Source organism: Pedobacter psychrodurus, assembly GCF_032678585.1.
Taxonomy (GTDB): domain Bacteria; phylum Bacteroidota; class Bacteroidia; order Sphingobacteriales; family Sphingobacteriaceae; genus Pedobacter; species Pedobacter psychrodurus_A.
Window position 1 is genome coordinate 11,877 of record NZ_JAVTSN010000050.1, and the last position, 21,266, is coordinate 33,142.

Here is a 21,266-nt window from a genome sequence, read left to right on the forward strand (position 1 = left end):
TTGTGTACCAAAGGTATTCTGACCTGGGCAGGTAAAGGATGATGGCGGTTAGCTGGAAAAGTGATCTTCTTCACTTTTTCCGGTAATATCCTCATCATCGAAAAGCATGCGGATTCCTGGCGTATGTACATCATCGTTCTGACCGGTTTTATACGCCCAGAAGAAAGCAGCCAGAAAAATGAGTGCCATTACAACACTGCAGCCAACCAAAAAGTAAAGGATGTTCATATCAGTTTATTTTTACGGGCAAACCATCTGGTAGCCAGCGTGGTAAAGGAGATAATGGTAACGGTGCTGATGGGCATCAGCACGGCCGCCACCAAGGGATAAAGTGTACCCTGCACGGCAAAATAAATACCTATGCAGTTATACGCGATGGCAATAGCAAAGCTTGTTTTGATGATCTTCAGTCCGTCTTTACCCAACTGGATAAAGTTTGGCAGCAGATTTATGGCACTGCCTTTCAGAATGGCATCGCAACCCGGTGTAAAATTGTTGATGTTATCGGTTATCGCGATTCCAAAATTGCTTTGTTTAAGGGCACCGGCATCGTTTAGTCCATCGCCTAACATCATTACTTTATTTCCCTGATGTTGAAGTTGTAGGACAGCATCGAGCTTTTGATGCGGGCTCTGGCGAAACCTGATCGTTGTATTTTTCGTAAAGATGGTATCCAGCATCCACCGGTCATTATCGGTATCACCAGATAAAACCTGCAGTTTAAATTTGGAGAGTTTCGAAACGAGCTGTACCAGTCCGGGCCGCCATTGCTGTTTGATATCAAAACAACCTTTATAAGTATGGTCGATCACAATATTCACACCGGTTTCACCAACCGATTTAATGGTTATGGGCAACATAGACAAATGCCCGGCATAGATAGTTTGATTATTGATTTGTGCGTATAAACCTTTGCCCAACAACTCTTTATAATCGTTAAGCGAATAAAAACTTTCAACGTTTAAAGCCTTTAATATATGCCGGCTTAAGGGATGGATAGAGTTTCGCAGCAATGATGCCACTATAATTTTTTCTTCGCCTGTTAGAGATCCGTTAAAATCAATTTCTGCATTTTCATTGCTGGTTAGCGTACCTGTTTTATCAAAAATGAGGGTATCAGATTTGGCAAGCTCTTCAACGGCATCGGTATTTTTCACATAAAAACCTTTCTTATCAAAAACCGATAAGATTGCTGATAAGGTAAATGGCGTACTCAAAGCCAGTACGCATGGACAGGCCACGATAATTACCGCTGTGAATGCAGACCATGCTTTGTGGCTATCGTTTTGAAGCAACCAATAAGTGGTAGCTGCAAATGCGATCAGGAAAACACCCAGGCTGAAATATTTGGCCACAGTATCGTTAAAATTCTGTTTTTCGGTATCATTTTTATAATTATCCTTGTTCCATAAACCGGTTAAATAACTCTGAGAAACAGGTTTGATTACTTCGAGCTCAATGGCTTCACTGGTTTGCCTGCCACCCGCATAAATAATTTCGCCCAAAACTTTATGTACAGGCGCTGATTCTCCGGTTACAAAACTCATGTCCATCCAGGCATCGCCCTTCATCAAAATCGCATCTGCCGGAACCAGCTCTCCACTCCTGATCCACAACCGATCGCCTATTTTGATTTCATTTATAGAAACAGGTTTTTCTTTGCCGTTTTTCAGTGTAGTTACCGCTATTGGAAAATATGAACGGTAATCGCGATCGAAAGAAATGTGATGATAGGTACGCTGCTTAAGCCATTTGCCCATCAAGAGTAAAAACACCAATCCTGTTAGGGTATCGGCAAAACCTGGTCCAATGCTAAAAATGATTTCAAAAGCAGTCCTAAGAAACAATACCGCAATAATCAATGCCAAAGGGGTATCCAGATTGATGTGTTTATGCCTGATGCTCGTAATTGCGGAGATAAAATAATCGTGCCCACAATAGAAAGCAGCTGGAATGGAAAAAGCAAGATTTAGCCAGCCAAAAAGCGATTGAAACTGTTTCTCGAAACCTGAAAGACCAAAGTACTCAGGGAAACTAAAGAGCATAACATTGCCCATTAAAAACCCTGATACAGCGATTTTCAGTACTAATGCTTTGTCTACAGAACTGCTGTGTGCTTTTACCACATCCTGCAGGCTGATTAGCGGTTCGTAACCGATCTGGTTTAAAGTTTCTACCAGTTGCCTTAACGAGATTTCCTCGTGATTGAAGCTTATGGTCACTTGTTTTTTAAGGAAATCGATCCTTGAGCTAAATATAGCGGGATTGATTTTGTATAGGTGCTCTAACAACCAGATGCAGGAGCTGCAATGGATGGCGGGAATGTAAAAGGTAATGATACTCGAACTTTCGTGTTTGTAATCGAGCAGTTGATCAATAATTTTGGGCTCCTCAAGGTATTCTAAATGACCATCATTTTTAAACCGCTGGCCTGGAGTACTATTGTACACATAATAATTGCAAAGGTTGTTTTCTGAAAGGATCTTGAAAACAGCCATACAGCCCGCACAGCAAAAACCTTTATCGTCCAGCTGATATTTTACCTTGGGCAGATCTTCGCCGCAGTGGTAGCAGACTGCCTGGGTTGCGGTTTCCTTTTGATCCTCCATTGTTATCCTTTTTTAAATTGATGAACTGAATAATTCGGTTTTTGGCTGTTTAAGCCACAGTTTCTCATCGAAGGCCATACAGATATTCCGGAGAAAAGATTTCCCTTTTGTGGTGATCCTGATTTCTTTTTCGTTTACCCATACCAGCTTATCGCGCAACAAGGGCAATAGCCTGCCATATACCCCTTCTGGGATTCCTTCATTGTAAAAAGTATTTTCCCTGCACATGATGTTGAGGATATGTTTTCTCACTTCCAGATCTTCACCGCTAAGGAAATGTCCTTTTTCTACAGGCAATATTCCCTGTTCTATCTGATCCAGATAATCTTCAACCGTTTTTGGGTTTTGCGCAAAAGCTGTCCAGCTATCGCTAATTGAAGAAACGCCCAGCCCGATCAGTAAATGGGTATGTTGATTGGTGTAACCCATAAAATTGCGGTGAAGCTTCTGATCGGTCAGCGCCTGGAACAAAGAATCGCTTTTTAGCGCAAAATGATCCATACCAACGTCTTTATAACCGGCTTCTTCGAGTAATTGCCTGCCCAGCTGGTATAGGGCAAACTTTTCATCACCAATGGGAATATCTTTTTCATCATAATGCCTCTGCCCGGGCTTTAACCATGGCACATGTGCATAACTGTAAAAGGCAATGCGATCTGGCTGCATAATGATCACCTCATTTATGGTATCTGTTAATCCATTAATAGTTTGTCCGGGCAGGCCATAAATCAGGTCGAAATTAACAGAGGTATAACCTATTCCCCTTGCCCTTGCGGTAACTTCGGCTACCTGCCCGGGCGTTTGATAACGGTTGATTAGGAACTGTACTTTAGGATCAAAATCCTGGATACCTAAACTTAACCTTCTAAAACCGAGACTATACAGGGTAGTTAAGTGCATACTGGTGGTATTGGCAGGATGAGCCTCAAAAGAAAGCTCTGTTTCTGAGGTGAGGCTTGCATACTTCATAATGCCATTTAGGAGAAATTTGAGGTTTTCTGCGCTAAAAAAAGTAGGTGTTCCTCCACCCAGGTGCAGTTCTTTTAGTTTGGGTTTCTCCCTCAAAGCATCTACATACATTTTCCATTCCGCCAGTACAGCATTGATATAGGGTACCTCTACGTCATGGTTTTTGGTAATCCTGGTATTGCAGCCGCAATAAGTACACAGGCTTTCGCAAAATGGAAGGTGGATATACAAACTAATCCCTTCATCTTTATGGCTTGCATAGGTATTAGCTACGCTTGCCAACCAGCCATTTGTGTTGAAATTTTCAATGTCCCAGTAAGGTACGGTTGGATAACTGGTATACCTGGGTGTGGCGACATTGTATTTTTTAAGGAGTGCAGCAGTTTCCATTATTTAAGCGCTTTTATGGTAGAACATTCGTTTTGACAGCAGCATGCACTGCCTACGCATTTACCTGCAGTCCACTGATCGAGGTTCTTGATTACCTGTTCCATCCGTCCTTTAGCACTGGAATCGCCGGATGCCAAAGGAACGTTTGCCACTTTAACGCCTGCAGAACCGGCAGCTTTTAAATCAAGATGGTCTGTTTGGAAGGATGAGGTTGCGATATATTTTATACCCAGGGCTTTTAGCCCCAGAATCATCGCTTCACTTAGCTCATCATTATTAAAAACCAATAGGGCTTCCTTTCCTGTTGCAAATGAAAGCGTATCGGCTGTTAAACTGTTTGCAATTATGGTAATGTCGTGTTTTTTATAATTGGCCAGTACCAACCATTCCTTTTCATCGGGTTTGATGTTGTAAGCTATAGCTTTCATATACAGAGTTTATATATACAAAACTATGGCCCATGGCAGATGCAAGAGATGAGAATGCTTAGAGAAAAAAGTGATTTTAGTTACTTTTGGTGCTTTGGCGGTTGGAGTTGGGCGTTTGGAGCCAAAGAACCGATTAGATTAGTCCAGAGTCTGAACTCTTAGACAGATACATTCCCTAATAATTGTGTACAGTAATTATTAGTATTAAGATCCCTGCCTGCGCAAGGATGACGACGCAAGAAGAGAAGGCTGTCAAATATAAAACAGTTGGCAATTTACTGTTAACCGATTTAAACAGTTAACCGATTAACCCAACTTCATAACCATTTTACTGTTTAATATTCCTGAGTTTTTCGATCGAGAGGATATTTATAGCATTGCCTGTTTTATCGATCAGTTTTTCATCTTTAAAATCAGCAAGCATCCTGCTTACGGTTTCGCTGGCTGTACCTACCAATGCGGCAAGGTCATCGCGCGAAATCCGGATGGTACAACTGTCGGAAATACCATCGCCAAATTTTGCTGCAACCTGCAGCAATGCTTCTGCCACACGCTTTCTTACCGAGGAATAGGCGAGCTGAAGCATTTGTTTCCCTTTATCCCGTATATTGCCCGACAACAAACCGATAAAAGTTTTTGAAACCGTTTGGTGATTGAGCAGGTATTCCATAAAATCTACCTTTGGAATATGGATAATATCCGATTCAATTAAGGTTGCCGCATTGTCTGTATAAACCCCGCCATTGCAGAGGCTTTCGTATCCAAAAAAATCACCATCCCGATAGAGATTAGATGAAAGCTCCCTACCATCTTTAAAACGTTTGTAGGTTTTAACCTGGCCCTTAACCACATAATAAAGATGGGTTGGTTCATCTCCTTCGATATAAATAATCTGTTTATTGGCTATTGGTTTAGATTTGCCCTTCTTACGAAGCTCTTCCATCACCGTTTCGCTATTGCCTGATGCCGGATTGAAACCTGCCGATTGCTGTTTTTTCTTAAACCTGCTTTCTATCGCCTTAAAAAGTTCGATATCATCAAATGGTTTGGTCAGGTAATCATCGGCCCCCATTTCCATACCCCGCCGCATATCTGCCCGTTCGGTTTTGGCAGTGATAAAAATAAAAGGAATATTGGCCGTTTTCTGGTTTTTGTTCAACAGATACAGTACACCATAACCATCCAGTTCCGGCATCATGATATCGCAGAGAATCACATCGGGCAAATGGTTTAAAGCCATTTCTACACCCAGCTTACCATGTTTAGCGGTAAAGGTTTCATAACCGGCCAGATCAAGCACTTCGGCCGTACTTTCCCTGATGTCGTCATTGTCTTCGATAATCAAAACTTTCTTGTTCATGGGGCTTAGTTTATGATATTATTTCCAAAGGAAAAGGTGAGCGTAAAAACCGTACCTGAATTTTGTTCGCTCTGGCAGCTTACTGTGCCAGCCATCAGGCCAACATATCTTTTTACAATGTTGAGGCCTAAACCTGTTCCGGGAATATCGCCTGTATTGTGCGCCCTGAAAAATGGCTCGAAAAGGTTGCTTTGGTCTACCTGAGGAATGCCGATCCCGTTATCTTTTACCTCCAAAATGAGTTCATCATCTTTCAAAATGGAATTAAACTGGATCAGCGTATCTTCACCTGAGTATTTTATTGAATTGGAAATCAGGTTAATCACACAGTTTTTCAACAGGTTAGGATCGAGGTAAACTTCGGCGGTTGTACCGGTATGTTCGTAAATAATGTGCTGATTCTGTTTGGTCATCATTTGCATTTCTTCAGCAATTTCTTCAGCAAAACTGATGATATTGAAAGATTGAGCAGATGCTTCAACTTTTCCTGCCTCGAGTTTTTCTAATGACAGGAAATCATTCAGGATCGTAGTGAGGTTATTGATCGAATTTTTGATTTTTAAGGTATGTTTCTCTACACTGGCTACATCCTGTTTGCTGGTGTATTTATCGATTAAAGAGGCTGATAACTGAATGGAGCTTAACGGCGTCCTAAACTCGTGCGAAGCCATAGATACAAACCTCGTTTTGAGCTGATTGAGTTCCTTTTCCTTTTGAAAAAGAGCCTGCATATTCTCTTTGGCCATCTCTAGTTCTGATACCAGTTTAACCAGATCGTGCGTACGTTCTTTGATCTTAACCTCTAATTTTTCGGTATAACTTCTGATCTGCTCTTCATTGGCCTTTTCTTTACTCAGATCGTGGATAAAACCGGTGTAAATTTTCCGGTCGCTAAATTTGATTTCGCTTACGCCCAGCCGAAACGGGAAAACAGAACCGTCTTTGCGTTTGCCAGAAACTTCTCTCCCGGTTCCGATGATGTGTTTCTCGCCGGTGTGTTCATACCTGGATAGGTATCCGTCATGGCGGGAATGATCGGGCTCTGGCATTAAAACCGATACATTTTTGCCTACCAGCTCTTCCCTGCTATAGCCAAAAAGCTCCAGCGCAGCCGGATTTAAATGTTCTATAATCCCCCTATCATCAATGGTAATAATCCCATCAATGGCATTTTCAATAATCGCATCCAAAAATTTCGACCTGTCCATTTCGCATCAAGTATATCTTGGTAAATATAGAAAAGTTATTCCCGATCTTTTTTTATTATCCTACGATCAACCTATCCATTTTGTCTTTCGAGTTTGCCAACTGTTCATAAATCCCCTTCAACTCCCCTGATGCCTGATCGGTAACTTCGCTGAATAGTTTTTTGTAATAATTAATCCCTTCTGTCAACTGTGATTTAAACCCGTTTAACTGTTTTATTTTTTTATCGCTGAAGTTTTGCAACTGCTGTTTAATGTCTTCCTGCAGATAATCGATATAAAGATTAAGCTCTTTGATAAACAGATGTGGCCTTTCTACCTGTGCCAACAGGTTAATTTTTCCATAGATATGGCCAACCATTTCGTCAAATGAATAGACATCAGAAAAATAAGCGAGGTTTGGCCCCGGACAAATGGCTACCGCTGTACTTTCTTTTGGTTTAGCGATGTTGTATTTTAAATAGGTGGAGGCACATAAGCCCTCGCAAAGGCAAATTTTTTCGGTTATCAGCTTAAACTGTTTTTGATATTCATCGGTAGATAATCCTGCTGTTTTTAAGCTTTTGATCTTTAAGTGCTGGTATTCGCGCGATGCCGTACAGATGGCCTGCTCGGTAAACTCTGTGTTATTACAAAGATATTTTTTGGTACATGGGCTCCCCGGACGACCCTTTTCGATCCGCTCGATACGCTGGTGATCTATTGTACTGTTTTTAAAATTATTAAACCGGATACCCAGCGGGGAAGCGCCACTCAGATAAAAGTCGCTTTCTGTAGAACCAGCCAATTGCGCCAGTGTTCCGGCATCTACATTGGTTACCTCGGGCACCAACAGGAAAGGGCTCCCCCATCCCGTGGCATCGAGATTATAATACCGCAGGAGGAACTCGTGTTCTGCCGCGGTACCGATACCACCCTGAACACTGATCCGTTGTTTAGGCTGTTTTTGTGTTTGGATCCCCTTTTGTGCCAAAGCAGATTGGTACATGGTAAAAAGTTCCATACACATATCTTTTCTTTTGAGCTTAAATTCTTCTAAAATCGGTCCCAATAAATACCCTTCTGTTGCAAATGCATGACCGCCACAGTTCAGCCCCGATTCTATCCTGAACTCCGATACCCATAATCCTTTTTTTGCCAGAAATTTAGCCTGGATCAATGCCGATCTGAAGTCGCTGACCTTTAAAGTGATTTTCTTTTTAAGGTTCTCACTTGCATCTGGAAAAAAATCTTCAAAATTTTCTATATAGCTGTATAATTTAGGGTTCATACCGGCAGAGAGTATAACGGAGGCATTCAGTTTACTTTCGGCAAAACCACGTAAGGCTGATAAGGCATCGGTATTGAAATCGCCAGAGTATTCTCTATCTATAAAGTTCATTTTATCTACCTTGGCCATGATATTCACATCAATAGCCCCCATCCGCATCGCATTTTTCAAAAGCGATCCAAAGGTCTGTTTGGTTTCACCTTCGGGATATTCCAACATCAGGTCGTAACCATGTTTTAATTTAGAAGTATCAGGCAGTAAATCGAAATAGCGACAAATATCACTTCCGATTGTAAAATCCTGCAGCTTTAAGGCTTTAAAATCTTCGGTTATGGTTTCCTGCAAAAAGTTAAGGTAGGCGGTGATGCGTTGGCTCCGGCTGTTTGTTGCTTCTTTTGGAATCGCTACGAAAGGAACAGCGCGTTTCGCTGAGTGATAAGCGCGCATGCGCTCGATCAGTTCGTCATCAACAATAGAAAGCACGGAGGAAATGCCATACCTGGCAACTTTTAAAGGGGTGTCGATAGAATAGCCTAAGCCCAATACAGGGATATGGAATGAATGTGGCATCGTATTTCGTTATATATGAGTATGACCTTTCGTAACGAAAGGTCAAATAATTTCGAAAGCAAAACTATTGTAATTAGCGTATCCCAGTGATGATGCCTGTCAACACAAAAAATGAGTTCTATCATTTTTCGAGGCAATGATGACCGATTAGAATATTGAAATCATGATTAAATTTATCAATTACTGCTATCATTAACCTCAAACCTACCGGTTTTAAGGTGAAGGACAATTTTGAATACAATGATTTCATCATCATAAGCATCGGTTTTTCCAGTGCCATGTGAGGGCTGCTCTGATGGGGTATTGGTTAAAGGCATCATCCGGTGGATAATGCCCTGAAGTGCTCTTTGTTTTTCGCCAGCATCGGTAACTTCCTCAAATTTCCCCCAGCACACCACACTTTTCCAGTTATAGGTATCACGGATCTGGTCAGTCTGAAAGCAGACCTGGGGATTACTTTTCATCATCCTGATTTTCTGGCCCGGAGCAGAATGTGCGTAAACCATGCCGCTGCTGTACACATAATTAATGGGCACAATGTAACTCACACCATGGGCATGACAGGCCAAACGGCCTATATATTGTTCGCTAAGGAGTTTTTCTATCTCCTCTTCTTCTAGTTTTCCTAACATTTTCTTATGATTAAATACTGCTAATAAACACTAATCGCCCGAAATATCCAGCACAATCCTGCCTTCGATCTCACCCTTTTTCATCTGTTCGAATACTTCGTTAATGTCTTCGAGTTTTGCCAGTTTAACCTGCGCCCTTACCTTTCCGTCTACGGCAAACTCAATAGCTTCCTGCATATCTTTTCTGGTGCCCACTATAGAGCCCCTAATGGTGATCCGGTTCAGCACAGTATCGAATATCGGAAGGCCAAAACTACCTGGAGGTAAACCGTTTAGCGCTAAGGTGCCTTTTCTGCGTAATGCCGAAAGCCCTTGACTAAAAGCAACAGGTGTTACGGCAGTAACCAATACACCATGCATGCCACCAGTCTGTTTTTTAAGAAACTCGCCAGGATCCTGCTCAAGCGCGTTCACTACAATGTCGGCACCGAGTTTTCTGGCCATCTCCAGTTTATCGTTTGATATGTCAATTGCAGCAACCTGAAAGCCCATGGCTTTTGCATACTGAACACCAAGATGGCCAAGTCCGCCGATGCCCGATATGGCAACCCACTCTCCCGCTTTAACCTCGGTTTCTTTTAAGCCTTTATAAACGGTAACGCCGGCACAGATAATCGGTGCCATTTCTGCAAAATTTACATGTGAAGGAAAATGAGCAACATATCTCGAATCTGCAATTACATATTCTGCGAAACCTCCGTTAACACTATAGCCAACGTTTTGTTGTTCGTAGCATAATGTTTCCCAGCCTGTTAAACAGAATTCGCAACAGCCGCAGGCACTGTATAACCATGGCACACCAACTACCTCTCCCTCCTTAACACTTTTAACATCATGGCCCATGGCAGCTACCAGTCCGATAGCTTCGTGACCAGGTACCAGGGGCATTTTTGATTTTACGGGCCAGTCGCCATTGCAGGCATGTAAATCGGTATGGCATACGCCACATGAAATTACTTTTACCAGAATCTCATATTGATTGAGTGGTCTAACCGGAAGTTCTTCTATGACCAGTGGTCCTCCATATTCATGGATAACTGCGGCTTTCATTGTTTTAGGATACATTTCTTTTTGTTTAGGAATTGATTTTGTTCATTTACTGGCCACTACATTGGAATCTTGTGTTCTGGCGGTAAAGTCAAAAGGGGGATCTGAATGTGATTAGACAAGTTCAGCGTATGGCTGCCGTTGAGCAAGCGATAAAAAAAGCTATGTTTCCGGTGTACCATGGCCAGGATATCGATCTGACCGTTTTCTACGATCCAATCCAAACCTTCTCTAACTCCTTTGCTGTTTAAATGCCTATGATAAATATGCCTGTAGTTAACCCTGTCGGCAACCCGATTTAAAAAATCTTCGGTGTTTTGTTTAGCATCAATCGGGTTGGATATTGAATCTTCGGTATGCATGATGAGAATATCGGCATCAAAGGGTTTTGCGAACTCGGCAAGCGCACATAAAACAGGGATATCACTATGGCTAAAATCTGTTGCAAAAGCTATTTTTTTAGGTTTTTTAAACCGATATCCCGCAGGTATGAGTAAAACTGGTATTTCCTGCCCAATGATTTTCCTGGCCACACTGCCTATGAGTATTTTGGTGAACTTATCCGCAGGGTTTAGTCCGGCCACAACGAGGTTCATTTTACCCTCAGTAAAATATTTATAAACCTCTTGTTCAACTTCGCCACGAACCGATCGCCCAAAAACTTCTGCTTTAAAACCAAACTCATGATGGGCCTTTTTATATTTTTCTTCAACTCTTTCCACAAGCTTTTCCAGTGCTTTTTTTGCATCATCTTCGATAAGCTGATATTCTTCAATCGGCCATACCAGGGAGGCTGCAACAGGAGAAAACTCCGGAACCTGAAAAACATTTAACAGTTCTACCCTGGCACCAATACCATGGGCCAAATCAGTTGCATAATCGGCTGCGTTCTCCGCTGTTGCAGAGAAATCAACAGGTACCAGGATCTTTTTCATATTAAGCTCTTTTTTGTTGTATATAAAGTTTGGAAAAACCCAAGGTTAAAAATATGAGCCACATCAGTTATTAAAATGATCGTTATCCAATGCATGATGAGTATGACAAAGGGATATTTAGACTAATTATCATTACCACAAAAAAGGCCAGATTCATTATCCTTTCTGTAATTTCAGTCTTTTAAATTATTCCCTTATAGAAAATGAGTGTTCATATAGGCTTAATGATCTGGAAAGAAATGAAGCAGAAAGATATCTCTGTTTCAGACATTGCCACAGCGCTTGAGATCAGCAAAACAAAAGCACAGGAAATACTGAATACCGCAACCATCGATATCCTTACACTAGTGCGCGTCAGCGAAATCCTGAACTATAATTTTTTCAGCTATTACGAAAGTGGAAAGGTGTTCTCGAAGATCGAGTTGCAAGAGAAACATAAGCTCACGGCAGAAGTAGACCGCTTGAAGGCTTTGCTCAATGAGAAGAACAAAGCACTGGAACTTCAGGAAAGGTTAAACAAGATTCAGCTCAGTACGATTTCGCTGTTGGAGAAAGGACAGTTTAGATAAACCAGCCTGATCAATTATTGATCATCACCGATTTATCTAAATGTCAATCCTATTAAACAATCTTATTTAAACTTGAGGTTTAACGATACAATGTTCGAAACCAGACTTGTTGAGCGGGAATAGTGGCCGTATCTTAATTCGAGCATGTTCAACCTTTGCCAGCCAAAAACACCTTTTGGTGGAGCAAACCTAATACCTGCGCCATAAAAATCACTGCTAAGGGTTGATAGGTCATAATCGCTGGTAAAATACTGCTCCGAAGCCTGATGCTGTCCATAGGGCGCAAAATACTTGGTTCCCACCTGGTTATTGTAACGGTAGAAAGGACTGATTGAAAAGAACGAATTGATCTTCACGGGAATTTCGAGTTCTGCCGTATGTGCCCTTATCCCCCAGTTATCCATATAATACCGGTAAAATGTACGTATTACAAAACGGTCGTCCAAAAAGTAATTCATCCGCAAACCTATTGGTAGTTTATAACGCTTATCGGGCAAAGTTTCTGAGCGCATCGAACCATCTGTAAAATAATCACGCTGATATCTAGTGGCCAACAAACCTTTTTGATAGGATGGTTCCAAAATCAGGGAAGCCTGAAATTTTTGGTTGATTACCTGCGAGATGGAGAACGACGCACTAAAGGAATTCCTTGGGGCGGTATCATATTGCTCACCTCCCCTTCCGGTATTGCCCGTCCGAAGTTCTAATGGCAGGATAACCGTCCATTGATCCAGGAAGGCCTGAAGTTTGAAATCAAACTGCGTATTTTTATCTTTTGATAAACGTGTAAGGTTAAAAGCCGCGCCCATCGACTGATAATCGAACTCTGTTGAATAAGATCCTGTAAAACCAAAGGAGTTCCCTGTTTCTTCATTAGAGTGTGTCCAGTTTAAGGAAGGATAAATACGGGTATCAGCAGAAGAGGCCGAAGAAATGGTGCTTGGATCGATTTTATCAGAAGAGGCCGAAGTATAATGATCTACACCAAGCTCAAAAAGGAAAGTGTTTTTTTTACCTCTTTTGTTAAACTTCGACATCTGCAGATCGATGGTATTGGCAAAATCACTCAGTTTTTCGGTACCGATACCACCTGTTACTGCAGAATTATTGCCGTCCTGATGATAATAAGCAGAAACGAGATTAATCTCGTCTATCTTTAACTTTCTCGACTGGTATTTACTGCTGTCTACTTTTGCGGCTTCCGGTCTGGTTTGTGCATAGGTGCTCAATATACCGAAGTACATGAAAAGCACATGAAGATATATTTTTCTCATTTTCTTAGAGCGCGTTAATTACATCCGCAACCGCCACCGCTTTTGCCCCCGTTTGCACCTGAAGCACCCTCCCGGTAAAGCTGAAAACTCTGTTCAAATTTCTGGGCCTTTCGGGCTGAAAGGATCATATCCGCATCGTTAAGTTTACTTTTTTGATAAGGTTTTACACTACTACAGGCGCTCAGCAAGCCGATGATCGAAAATACCGAGATAGACAGGAAAAAAAATGTTCTGGAACTTTTCATATTTATATCACATTAATATTGTTTGAGGTAAAAACCCTGTCATTATCGTCGATAACAATACAGGCCACTTGTTTAATCTGGTTGATCAGCTCGAGGCCAACCTTTACACCCATCACTACCACAGGTGTTGCCAGTGCATCAGCCAGCTCGGCACTTGGGCAGATGATACTCACGCTCTTCACACCACTTACCGGCAGTCCGGTCTTGGGATCTATCGTGTGTGAATAGCGCTTGCCATTTATCGTCACATATTTTTCATAACTGCCCGAAGTGGCAATCGCCATATCACTGATCTTCAGTGCAGAAAATGCTCTGTCGGTTTGTTCAGGATCTGCAATACCTACTGTCCAGGGATGACCATTAGCCTGGGTTCCCCAGGTAACCAGGTCGCCAGCTGCATTTACAATTCCACTTTTAATGCCCAGCTTTTGCAGCACGATCTTCGCCTTATCCGCCGCGTATCCTTTCCCAATCCCGCCAAAGCCGATACGCATGCCCCTATTTTTTAAAAAGACAGTCGATTTATCCTTGTTCAGGATCACATTCCGATAATCGATCAGCCCTACAGAAGCCAATGCAGTTTCTTCATCAGGCAGGCTGGTCATATTGGGATCAAAGTTCCAGAGCCGCTTATCTATAGATCCATAACTGATATCGAATGCGCCATCGGTAATTTCTGATATCCTGATGGAACGTTCGATAAGACTGACCATTTCATCATCTACTTTTACAGGTTTAAGCCCCGCGTTTTCATTGATCAGACTCGTCTGACTAAGATCGCTGAAAGTGGTGAGCAGGTATTCTATCCTTCTCACTTCCGCAATGGCAACATCAATTGCAGCATTGCCCGCCTGCACGTGCTCGGCGATCACCGTAAACTCAAATCGGTTTCCCATGAGCTTCAGTATCCGGTTTACAGAAACAGGTGTAGTCATTTTAACTTATTTTTTTAATTTATCAATTTCGGATACAAAAGCCTGCGGCGTTTCATCAGGAAAGCCGTCCCAGCTTTTCAGCACCTTTCCATTTTCATCTACCAGAACGGTGTAGGGGAACTTGCCGTCCTTATTATAAATTTCTGCAAGTGACTCATTGAGCTTGATCTGCTCTTTGGGCAACTGGTTTTTCTTCTGCCTTGGAAAATCGGCCCTTACGAGCAACAGATTGGCAGCTGCATACTGCTCAAAGCTTTCAGATTCTAAAATTTCTTTGCGCAAACGGATACATGGGCCACACCAATCGGAACCCGAAAAATTGATCAGGATCTGCTTATGCGTTGCTTTGGCCTGTTTCTGCGCTTCCGAAAAATTCCCCGTCCATAATGCGGGAACAGACAATAACCCAAAAAGGGCAACAAAAAGTAGTCTCATATGATTTTAAGAATAAACTTTTAAAGTGGTACCCGTAAGCTGGGTATTGTAAACGGTTAATGAACGTGATGCCGGGCCATTTGTAACGGCCCCGCTCTCTGAAAAGATAGCGCCATGGTTTGGACAATAGAACCGGCTATTTGCCGACTGATAGGTCAATGTGTAGCTTTCATGTGTACATGAACGTTGCACGGCAATGTAAGCCCCGGTTTTGGTTTTTGCTACAATAACCCCATTCGACAGCAAAGATCCGCCATTATTTAGCAGTGCAGCATTGGCAGACAAACTTAAGTCGAGCGTAAAATTTACTCCCGTTGGCCCTGAAGTGTCCGATGAGCTACTGCCATCAGTTTTCTTACAACCTAGGCAAGTAATCAGGGCAAAAGCCGCGGCATTCATCCCGATACTGTTAAGAAAAACTTTTCTGTCCATAAGCTTTATATAGTTAAAATAAGCAATTCAATCAGATACTCAGCCAATGCCCCGGTAGATAAGGGTTTAGTATCGACGAGCAAAGCCTGAAAAATATTTGTAAAATTCTATCTATAAAAAAGCATTAGGGCTCCGTGTACTTTAGCCATCCAATTATCCAGAAATTTGGATACTAGATTGACTTCACGTAACAAAACTATCGACAAAATCTGAAGACATTCTGAAGTTGGTCCAGTAAACGTGTTAAATATTTGTTAAGAGTGTTTTTAAATCAATTGAATTGATCTATAAATTATTTATCATCCCCTCCGTTGATCATATCCGAAACAATTCCTTTTCCACCCTGTCGCTCGGCTAGAAACACCCCTGCCAGATGAAGAACAATAAAGCCCAGTATAAGGTACATACAAAAGCCGTGGAATTCCTTTATGCTGTGGTTGAGGTTTTCCGGGATGTTCGTATAATCTTCAAAAGCCAATAGCAAACCGGTAACAACCATCGTTAACAGCAACAAATAAAAGATGAGATATAAGCCCTTTACCACCAGTTCGTGCTTCGCCATTTCCCTTTCCTTTTTTAAGATAAAATAAGCGCGGTAAGCTTTTTTGAGTTTGTGCAATAGTTTTTGTCCAGCAGGCAGGAAGAATTCGGCGATTAGCCTGAAAAGAAAAAGTGCAGCTAAGGCATAACCGAAATAAATGTGTATCCCCCATACCTGATCTTCTAGGCCATGGGTTACCGCGGCAGCCTGTTTATCGTTCACAGTAGCACCTGCATTCATTAGTTCTACTTTTACAAAAGTACGCTGTGTACGGTCGAAAAGTAAGGAGTTGATGAGCACGGTGAGGAGTGATCCTGCCATCACAATGAAATTTATCCAATGCCAGAAACGTGCAGTTGATGCATATTTTTTTTCTTTTTTGATCTCTCCGATTTCCTGATTTAAAGGTGCGATAATGGCCATAAAAAAAATTAATCATTAAATACAATCGTAAACGTGTGCAGGTCCTGACGATAGAAATAATCAAGCAGATACTGTTGCCGGTTACAGATCTGCTTGAGAATGGCAAGCCCCAAACCTGTACCTTCAGAAGCATGGTCCTTATAAAACCGATCGAATATTTTATCAGGATCGAGTGCCGGATTATGGCCAGTGTTGGCAAATACAATTTTTTCTGCATCAAGGCTGATCTCAATTTTCCCTCCATCGTAATTGTGCCTGATGACATTGCTAAATAAGTTGTTGATCAATATTTCCAGCAGTTGCCGGCTTGCAGATGTGGTTATGTCTGCTAACATCATATCGAGGGTTATATACCGTTCAGAGATAAGTTCATGAAAATAAACAGCCTTTTCTTCTATCAGTAATTTCAGGTTAATCTGTTCCTTATCCTGGAGTAAATTGTTGTCAATTTTAACCAAAAGCAAAAGCGATTGATTAAGCTTGGTCAAACGTGAAGTAGCCTTATATAATTCAACCAGGGTTTCGCCATCTTCTTTGCCCAGAACATTTGATTGGAGCATATTATCAAGTTTCGAATTGATTACGGCTAACGGCGTCATCATCTCGTGCGATGCATTTTCGGTAAATAGCTTGATCTCATTATAATCAGATTTCACTTTTCCCGAAAGTTCCACCAATACCCTGTTAAGCTGCCTGAATTCTTCAACAGGCATATCAACTGGGTCATAAGGTTGGTCATGGTTGATGTTAAATGAAGTAATATTCTTCAAAAGCTGCTCAAAAGGTGTCCAGATCTTTTTGAGCAAAATTCTGTTAACCATAAGAACCAGCGCAAAAAGTAACATAACAGGTATCACGATAATCAGACAGACATTCCTGATCTGTTCCTGCCGTTCAAATTTTGAGGCAATAACCAAAATCTGGTAAGGTTGCCCAACAAGCTCCAGTTCTGTTTTAAGATATCTTGCGGTCTCTGTACGGTGCTTTACCGGATTGTAAAATACCGTATCTGCGTAACTGCTGGAAGGATAAGCTTTTGTTATCTTTTTATACTGAACAATCAGGTCCTCAAATTCGTGCGGCTGATAAAAGTTCCCCTCTGCTGAATATTCCTTCACCTCCATAATCTCCTCTACCAAGTCGTGGTCGATCTGCTGATCAAGATAGTATGCGAGCATCCGATAAAAAAGAAAGCCGATGAGCAGCAGCCCAAAAAGACTGATGATCATCAGGATCCGGTTATATCGCGTGAAGAGCTTCATAAGTTTATAAATTTATATCCGACACCATACACTGATTGAAAATAATCTTTGCTTCCTCCATCAATCAGCTTTTTTCTGATGTTCTTGATGTGGGTATATATAAAATCAAAGCTATCTGCCATATCAGAATCATCACCCCAGATATGCTCTACAGCGGCAGATTTCGAGATCACCTTACCTTTATTGGAAACAAAATAAAGCAAAAGATCGAATTCTTTTTTTGTCATGTATACCACTTTGCCTTTCACAAGCACCTCATTAGCATCAAGATCTATCCTGATCTCATTAAATTCGATATGGCGGTAGCCCTGCGCACTCTTTCTGCGCACTACTGCAAGGATTCGGGCATTCAGCTCAGAGAGGTGAAAGGGTTTGATCAGATAATCATCCGCACCACTGCTTAAGCCTTCTATTTTTTGATCAATGGAATTTCTTGCCGAGATAATAATCACCCCTTCGGGCCTGTTCATTCTTTTAAGATAATTCAATATCTGAAGGCCTTCCCCGTCGGGAAGGGTCAGGTCCAGTAGCACACAGTCGTACTCATACACGCTAAGCCGTTCAAGGGCCTCGGCATAGGTTGAAGCCATACTGCAGAGATTACCCTCAGCCATAAGGTATTGGGCTATACTGCGCTGCAGGCCAGGCTCGTCTTCAATAATGAGGATCTTCATGATTGGCAAATATGCTATAAGATACTGAAGACATTTTGAAGTTTGAAAAAAAACAGCAAACCGGCATATATATCCTGCCAAATTTAAATGTTATTCCCATTAGTCGCTGCAATGGGTTATTCGGGGTGTAAGTACTTGTAGAGTATGCCAACCTGATTTGTTGACACAAAGATTTACGAGAATCTATTTTTGATAAAGATATAAAATACTTTATAATCCATACCGGGTTTATCAATCTAAACTACCCTACCTGTTCCATTTTCAAGAAAAAAATCACCACAAGCTGGTCTTTTGCCTGGATGAGCCTACCCATTTTCTTTGGAGGGATCAGATTAAAATCTGAAAAATTGATTGGCTGTTGTCCAGTTAGCTCCATTAAGCCCTGTTTAACATTTACCTGATAACAGATTTCAAATCTCTTTAATATCCCTGAAAGGGTAATCTCGACATCACCTTTGAGAAAATTACGCTGACCTACCGAAGGGATTTCTTTTAAAGAAAGGAATTTGATCTTAAGGGTTGGAAATTTATTCTGCTGCAGGGTGTTCAATAACTGTTTAGTCATCATTGTACTGTTGCATTCAAAATTCTTCACCTCAAGATTTAAGGTCCCGGAGAGCATAATATGATCTGTTTTATCCTTTGCAACTAGAACCGTATCGGTTTTGGGATAACGCAGGACTGTACAGGAAAACCGGTTTATATTGGTGGTTCCATTAACGGTGAGCATACTGTTTTCGCTCACTACCCATCTAGAGGTACTTTTGATTTTTCCTGCTGGCCTCAAGCTGGCCAATAGAAAAAAAAGGATGGTTAAAAGTGGCTTCATCAAGATTTTTTTTTTAAAAAAGGTAGGAACAGATCGCTCCTACCCAATGGCTTATTGGTTAGAACCCTACAACGGCCTGGATCACATAACCTTTGAATTTTCCACCGCTACGAAAATCTGTGAGTGGAAAATCTTTATACTTCTGGCTTACGTACTCGCCTTTTAACAATATATTTTTGGTCATAAACCAGCCGGCGGCAAAAGCAATACGGTCTATTTTTACATCACCGCTGTAAACGATTGCAGGAGTTGTTCCTGCTGCCGCTACATCTGCCATTGCAACCTTAACCACATTATATTTTGCCCCGATAAAAAAATTTTCTGTCTTGCCGAACCTATATACGCCATCTATGGCCATCTGCTCCGCTCCCCTGCTATCAGTCTCAGTTTTTGATCTGCCCTTCGCGTTTTCATAGGTTGCAAAAAGTTCCAGTCCCTGTAGTTTTATAAATCCGTTTAGCTGAAAGGCATTTACTTTTTTGGTAAAACCAGGATTAAAACGGCCTGAAAAAGCGTTCGTGGTACTAACAGCGCCAACTTTTTCCAATACCATAAAATAGTTTGAACCCGTACGGTCGCCACCATATAGCGTTTGGCCGCCCGAACTATTATTGCTGTAATAAGAAGCGGCTAAACGTACCCTCAAGTCGCTGTTCAATTGTTTATCAAAACCACCCTTTATGTAAACGGCTGGCGATTTATGCACGTTTGCATCCTGCGAGGTTGCGATCAGACTGTCGATGTTACCTTTGATCATCCCATTGGAAACGCCGATTAAACCAAACAGCGCATTTTTGCTCACTAAAACTTCTCCACCAATCTCAGTGGTAAAGCCATCCATGATGTAATTTTCAATAAAAGGATTATAGAGTGTTTGTCCGCCATCAGACCTGCGGAAATGCTGATCGCCATAATTGATTTCCATATGTCCGATCTTGATAGTAGTTACCGACATGATATCCTCCCAGATTTTACCCTTAAATGGCAGCTTATCAAACTGGATGTATCCACCCTTAACCCAGGTTTCGTTGTGGTGACGGGAAGAAAGATAACTTGTGAGGTTAAGCCTGATCCCATCAGCGAGTTGCACGTCCATAAAAAGATTGGCATTTGCGGTATTGAAACCTGGCGTAATTTTATAGAGTCCACCCGATAGATTTTCGTGCTTCAGCCCCTGAAACGATTGTGTAAAGCCTGCACCAAACTGAACCTTTATTTTATTGAATACGGCATTGCTATCTTTGGGTGCTTCAAACACATTAATACCGGATTTGTCATACGGCCTCAGATTAGCAACCTGTGCATGCACCTTAATTCCATATAAGCTTGCAATTGCGGCAATAAGTACCGAAACCAGGGTAAATTTATTTTTCATGATCTTCTGTTTATTGATGGGTATTATTTTGCTGACGAAACTTTAGCATAATCGAGTTCAAAATGGATAACGAGGTTATTCCCCACTTTCATGGCACCTAGCATAAAACTTGGTGGTTCAATGCCATAATCGGTGAGCATTAATTTCTCACTGCCGTGGCAACTGATCGAACCATCGGCATTTACCAAAGCCATTACCTTCATCGAAAGGCTCTGTGTTTTACCCGCAATGGACAGTATCCCCGTAGTTTGGATCGAATACCGGTTTGCCTGCACCATAGTAACTGTCGCGAAGGTGAGCCGATAGCTTATTTTAGGAAATTCCTTTTCATTCAGCGTCTTGTAAGTACGTTCGTCCATACCAGATTTCCCGCTTTTGAGACTCTTGGTCGCCAGGGTAAATTTTAGTGCAGTTACATCGGTCATTTCACCAAGGGAATTGAAGTTAAAAGTACCCGTACTCTCGAACTGTTTGGATATCATCGACCAATCATGCACATTGGATGTACCTGTTACCTTTACTGAACTGCTATTTGATTGCGTAAGCTGATAGGCCGTTTGCGCTACTGTTGCCAGCGGCGAGAACATCAACAATAGTAGAATAGGCTTGATTTTTTTCTGGAATATTTTGATTGTTTTCATAGCAGGGTTATTGGGTCAAACTGTTGGTCAAACCTACCCCGTTCTACGTCCAATTTTTGTGAGGAGCGACAGAGGGAAAACTGATACTCATTACTTTTTGATAAATCAAACAAACTGATTATCAATACCATAAATCAACAGCATAGCAATAGCATTATTCCAAGCTTACTTATGCGGCAATGGGTAGTCATTTCGACAAAAATGATTCTTATCTAT

Annotated in this window: 22 protein-coding genes; 1 reads left to right on the forward strand and 21 read right to left on the reverse strand. The window is 41.6% G+C overall.

The genetic code is table 11. The features are described 5' to 3' along the window. Positions 1-48 precede the first annotated feature (48 nt). From ccoS to R2S57_RS25160, 10 genes are all read right to left on the reverse strand, one after another. Entirely contained in the window at positions 49-228 is a 180-nt protein-coding gene (gene ccoS, locus R2S57_RS25115; protein WP_316847671.1) for a cbb3-type cytochrome oxidase assembly protein CcoS, read from the reverse strand. Then, positions 225-2,609, reverse strand: coding sequence for a heavy metal translocating P-type ATPase (locus R2S57_RS25120; RefSeq protein ID WP_316847672.1), 2,385 nt, complete (start codon positions 2,607-2,609; stop codon positions 225-227). Before R2S57_RS25120 ends, ccoS begins: the two co-directional genes overlap by 4 nt. A gap of 12 nt (positions 2,610-2,621) precedes the next feature. Beyond that, positions 2,622-3,968, reverse strand: coding sequence for an oxygen-independent coproporphyrinogen III oxidase (gene hemN, locus R2S57_RS25125; RefSeq protein WP_316847673.1), 1,347 nt, complete (start codon positions 3,966-3,968; stop codon positions 2,622-2,624). Beyond that, positions 3,968-4,396, reverse strand: coding sequence for a lactate dehydrogenase (locus R2S57_RS25130; protein WP_316847674.1), 429 nt, complete (start codon positions 4,394-4,396; stop codon positions 3,968-3,970). The genes hemN and R2S57_RS25130 overlap by 1 nt, the downstream gene beginning before the upstream one ends. A gap of 328 nt (positions 4,397-4,724) precedes the next feature. Then, the gene (locus R2S57_RS25135) at positions 4,725-5,756 is read right to left on the reverse strand and encodes a response regulator (RefSeq protein ID WP_316847675.1); all 1,032 of its coding nucleotides are present in this window, start codon (positions 5,754-5,756) and stop codon (positions 4,725-4,727) included. A 5-nt stretch (positions 5,757-5,761) separates the two neighbouring features. Then, on the reverse strand, positions 5,762-6,964 hold the full coding sequence (locus R2S57_RS25140) for a PAS domain-containing sensor histidine kinase (protein ID WP_316847676.1): 1,203 nt from the start codon (positions 6,962-6,964) through the stop codon (positions 5,762-5,764). A gap of 55 nt (positions 6,965-7,019) precedes the next feature. Then, positions 7,020-8,801 carry a hypothetical protein gene (locus R2S57_RS25145; RefSeq protein ID WP_316847677.1) on the reverse strand — a complete coding sequence of 594 codons (1,782 nt, stop codon included), beginning with the start codon at positions 8,799-8,801 and terminating at the stop codon, positions 7,020-7,022. A 176-nt stretch (positions 8,802-8,977) separates the two neighbouring features. After that, positions 8,978-9,433 carry a pyridoxamine 5'-phosphate oxidase family protein gene (locus R2S57_RS25150; RefSeq protein ID WP_316847678.1) on the reverse strand — a complete coding sequence of 152 codons (456 nt, stop codon included), beginning with the start codon at positions 9,431-9,433 and terminating at the stop codon, positions 8,978-8,980. Between the two features lie 30 nt (positions 9,434-9,463). Further along, complete coding sequence (gene adhP, locus R2S57_RS25155) at positions 9,464-10,483, reverse strand: alcohol dehydrogenase AdhP (protein ID WP_316847679.1); 1,020 nt, start codon at positions 10,481-10,483, stop codon at positions 9,464-9,466. A 56-nt stretch (positions 10,484-10,539) separates the two neighbouring features. Next, positions 10,540-11,415 carry a universal stress protein gene (locus R2S57_RS25160; protein WP_316847680.1) on the reverse strand — a complete coding sequence of 292 codons (876 nt, stop codon included), beginning with the start codon at positions 11,413-11,415 and terminating at the stop codon, positions 10,540-10,542. Between the two features lie 203 nt (positions 11,416-11,618). Here R2S57_RS25160 and R2S57_RS25165 point away from each other — a divergent pair, with 203 nt between their 5' ends. Then, on the forward strand, positions 11,619-11,984 hold the full coding sequence (locus tag R2S57_RS25165; RefSeq protein ID WP_316847681.1) for a helix-turn-helix domain-containing protein: 366 nt from the start codon (positions 11,619-11,621) through the stop codon (positions 11,982-11,984). Positions 11,985-12,046: 62 nt separating this feature from the next. Here R2S57_RS25165 and R2S57_RS25170 read toward each other — a convergent pair whose 3' ends face one another. The 11 genes from R2S57_RS25170 to R2S57_RS25220 all read right to left on the reverse strand — a co-directional run bounded on the left by R2S57_RS25170 (position 12,047) and on the right by R2S57_RS25220 (position 21,050). Next, positions 12,047-13,258: a DUF3570 domain-containing protein gene (locus tag R2S57_RS25170; RefSeq protein ID WP_316847682.1), complete on the reverse strand. Its 1,212-nt coding sequence runs from the start codon at positions 13,256-13,258 to the stop codon at positions 12,047-12,049. Between the two features lie 14 nt (positions 13,259-13,272). Further along, complete coding sequence (locus R2S57_RS25175; RefSeq protein WP_316847683.1) at positions 13,273-13,503, reverse strand: DUF4266 domain-containing protein; 231 nt, start codon at positions 13,501-13,503, stop codon at positions 13,273-13,275. Between the two features lie 2 nt (positions 13,504-13,505). Beyond that, on the reverse strand, positions 13,506-14,438 hold the full coding sequence (locus tag R2S57_RS25180; RefSeq protein WP_316847684.1) for an FAD:protein FMN transferase: 933 nt from the start codon (positions 14,436-14,438) through the stop codon (positions 13,506-13,508). 6 nt (positions 14,439-14,444) lie between these two features. Beyond that, the gene (locus R2S57_RS25185) at positions 14,445-14,873 is read right to left on the reverse strand and encodes a thioredoxin family protein (RefSeq protein ID WP_316847685.1); all 429 of its coding nucleotides are present in this window, start codon (positions 14,871-14,873) and stop codon (positions 14,445-14,447) included. Positions 14,874-14,879: 6 nt separating this feature from the next. Next, a complete protein-coding gene (locus R2S57_RS25190) occupies positions 14,880-15,305 on the reverse strand; it encodes a ubiquinol-cytochrome c reductase iron-sulfur subunit (RefSeq protein WP_316847686.1) in 426 nt (141 codons plus the stop codon). 292 nt (positions 15,306-15,597) lie between these two features. Next, complete coding sequence (locus R2S57_RS25195) at positions 15,598-16,269, reverse strand: cytochrome b/b6 domain-containing protein (RefSeq protein ID WP_316847687.1); 672 nt, start codon at positions 16,267-16,269, stop codon at positions 15,598-15,600. A gap of 8 nt (positions 16,270-16,277) precedes the next feature. Further along, a complete protein-coding gene (locus R2S57_RS25200; protein WP_316847688.1) occupies positions 16,278-17,531 on the reverse strand; it encodes a sensor histidine kinase in 1,254 nt (417 codons plus the stop codon). Then, positions 17,528-18,205 (reverse strand): response regulator transcription factor, encoded by a 678-nt coding sequence (locus R2S57_RS25205; RefSeq protein WP_316847689.1) that lies wholly within the window; start codon positions 18,203-18,205, stop codon positions 17,528-17,530. Before R2S57_RS25205 ends, R2S57_RS25200 begins: the two co-directional genes overlap by 4 nt. Positions 18,206-18,446: 241 nt before the next feature. Further along, the gene (locus tag R2S57_RS25210) at positions 18,447-19,034 is read right to left on the reverse strand and encodes a YceI family protein (RefSeq protein ID WP_316847690.1); all 588 of its coding nucleotides are present in this window, start codon (positions 19,032-19,034) and stop codon (positions 18,447-18,449) included. A 58-nt stretch (positions 19,035-19,092) separates the two neighbouring features. Continuing rightward, entirely contained in the window at positions 19,093-20,409 is a 1,317-nt protein-coding gene (locus tag R2S57_RS25215) for a hypothetical protein (RefSeq protein ID WP_316847691.1), read from the reverse strand. Positions 20,410-20,432: 23 nt separating this feature from the next. Next, on the reverse strand, positions 20,433-21,050 hold the full coding sequence (locus R2S57_RS25220) for a YceI family protein (RefSeq protein WP_316847692.1): 618 nt from the start codon (positions 21,048-21,050) through the stop codon (positions 20,433-20,435). Positions 21,051-21,266: the final 216 nt, after the last annotated feature.

What these genes read in the sequence shown, in the direction of transcription:
- ccoS (WP_316847671.1), bottom strand. Translation starts at nt 228, where the DNA reads ATGAACATCCTTTACTTTTTGGTTGGCTGCAGTGTTGTAATGGCACTC.
- R2S57_RS25120 (WP_316847672.1), bottom strand. Translation starts at nt 2,609, where the DNA reads ATGGAGGATCAAAAGGAAACCGCAACCCAGGCAGTCTGCTACCACTGC.
- hemN (WP_316847673.1), bottom strand. Translation starts at nt 3,968, where the DNA reads ATGGAAACTGCTGCACTCCTTAAAAAATACAATGTCGCCACACCCAGG.
- R2S57_RS25130 (WP_316847674.1), bottom strand. Translation starts at nt 4,396, where the DNA reads ATGAAAGCTATAGCTTACAACATCAAACCCGATGAAAAGGAATGGTTG.
- R2S57_RS25135 (WP_316847675.1), bottom strand. Translation starts at nt 5,756, where the DNA reads ATGAACAAGAAAGTTTTGATTATCGAAGACAATGACGACATCAGGGAA.
- R2S57_RS25140 (WP_316847676.1), bottom strand. Translation starts at nt 6,964, where the DNA reads ATGGACAGGTCGAAATTTTTGGATGCGATTATTGAAAATGCCATTGAT.
- R2S57_RS25145 (WP_316847677.1), bottom strand. Translation starts at nt 8,801, where the DNA reads ATGCCACATTCATTCCATATCCCTGTATTGGGCTTAGGCTATTCTATC.
- R2S57_RS25150 (WP_316847678.1), bottom strand. Translation starts at nt 9,433, where the DNA reads ATGTTAGGAAAACTAGAAGAAGAGGAGATAGAAAAACTCCTTAGCGAA.
- adhP (WP_316847679.1), bottom strand. Translation starts at nt 10,483, where the DNA reads ATGAAAGCCGCAGTTATCCATGAATATGGAGGACCACTGGTCATAGAA.
- R2S57_RS25160 (WP_316847680.1), bottom strand. Translation starts at nt 11,415, where the DNA reads ATGAAAAAGATCCTGGTACCTGTTGATTTCTCTGCAACAGCGGAGAAC.
- R2S57_RS25165 (WP_316847681.1), top strand. Translation starts at nt 11,619, where the DNA reads ATGAGTGTTCATATAGGCTTAATGATCTGGAAAGAAATGAAGCAGAAA.
- R2S57_RS25170 (WP_316847682.1), bottom strand. Translation starts at nt 13,258, where the DNA reads ATGAGAAAAATATATCTTCATGTGCTTTTCATGTACTTCGGTATATTG.
- R2S57_RS25175 (WP_316847683.1), bottom strand. Translation starts at nt 13,503, where the DNA reads ATGAAAAGTTCCAGAACATTTTTTTTCCTGTCTATCTCGGTATTTTCG.
- R2S57_RS25180 (WP_316847684.1), bottom strand. Translation starts at nt 14,438, where the DNA reads ATGACTACACCTGTTTCTGTAAACCGGATACTGAAGCTCATGGGAAAC.
- R2S57_RS25185 (WP_316847685.1), bottom strand. Translation starts at nt 14,873, where the DNA reads ATGAGACTACTTTTTGTTGCCCTTTTTGGGTTATTGTCTGTTCCCGCA.
- R2S57_RS25190 (WP_316847686.1), bottom strand. Translation starts at nt 15,305, where the DNA reads ATGGACAGAAAAGTTTTTCTTAACAGTATCGGGATGAATGCCGCGGCT.
- R2S57_RS25195 (WP_316847687.1), bottom strand. Translation starts at nt 16,269, where the DNA reads ATGGCCATTATCGCACCTTTAAATCAGGAAATCGGAGAGATCAAAAAA.
- R2S57_RS25200 (WP_316847688.1), bottom strand. Translation starts at nt 17,531, where the DNA reads ATGAAGCTCTTCACGCGATATAACCGGATCCTGATGATCATCAGTCTT.
- R2S57_RS25205 (WP_316847689.1), bottom strand. Translation starts at nt 18,205, where the DNA reads ATGAAGATCCTCATTATTGAAGACGAGCCTGGCCTGCAGCGCAGTATA.
- R2S57_RS25210 (WP_316847690.1), bottom strand. Translation starts at nt 19,034, where the DNA reads ATGAAGCCACTTTTAACCATCCTTTTTTTTCTATTGGCCAGCTTGAGG.
- R2S57_RS25215 (WP_316847691.1), bottom strand. Translation starts at nt 20,409, where the DNA reads ATGAAAAATAAATTTACCCTGGTTTCGGTACTTATTGCCGCAATTGCA.
- R2S57_RS25220 (WP_316847692.1), bottom strand. Translation starts at nt 21,050, where the DNA reads ATGAAAACAATCAAAATATTCCAGAAAAAAATCAAGCCTATTCTACTA.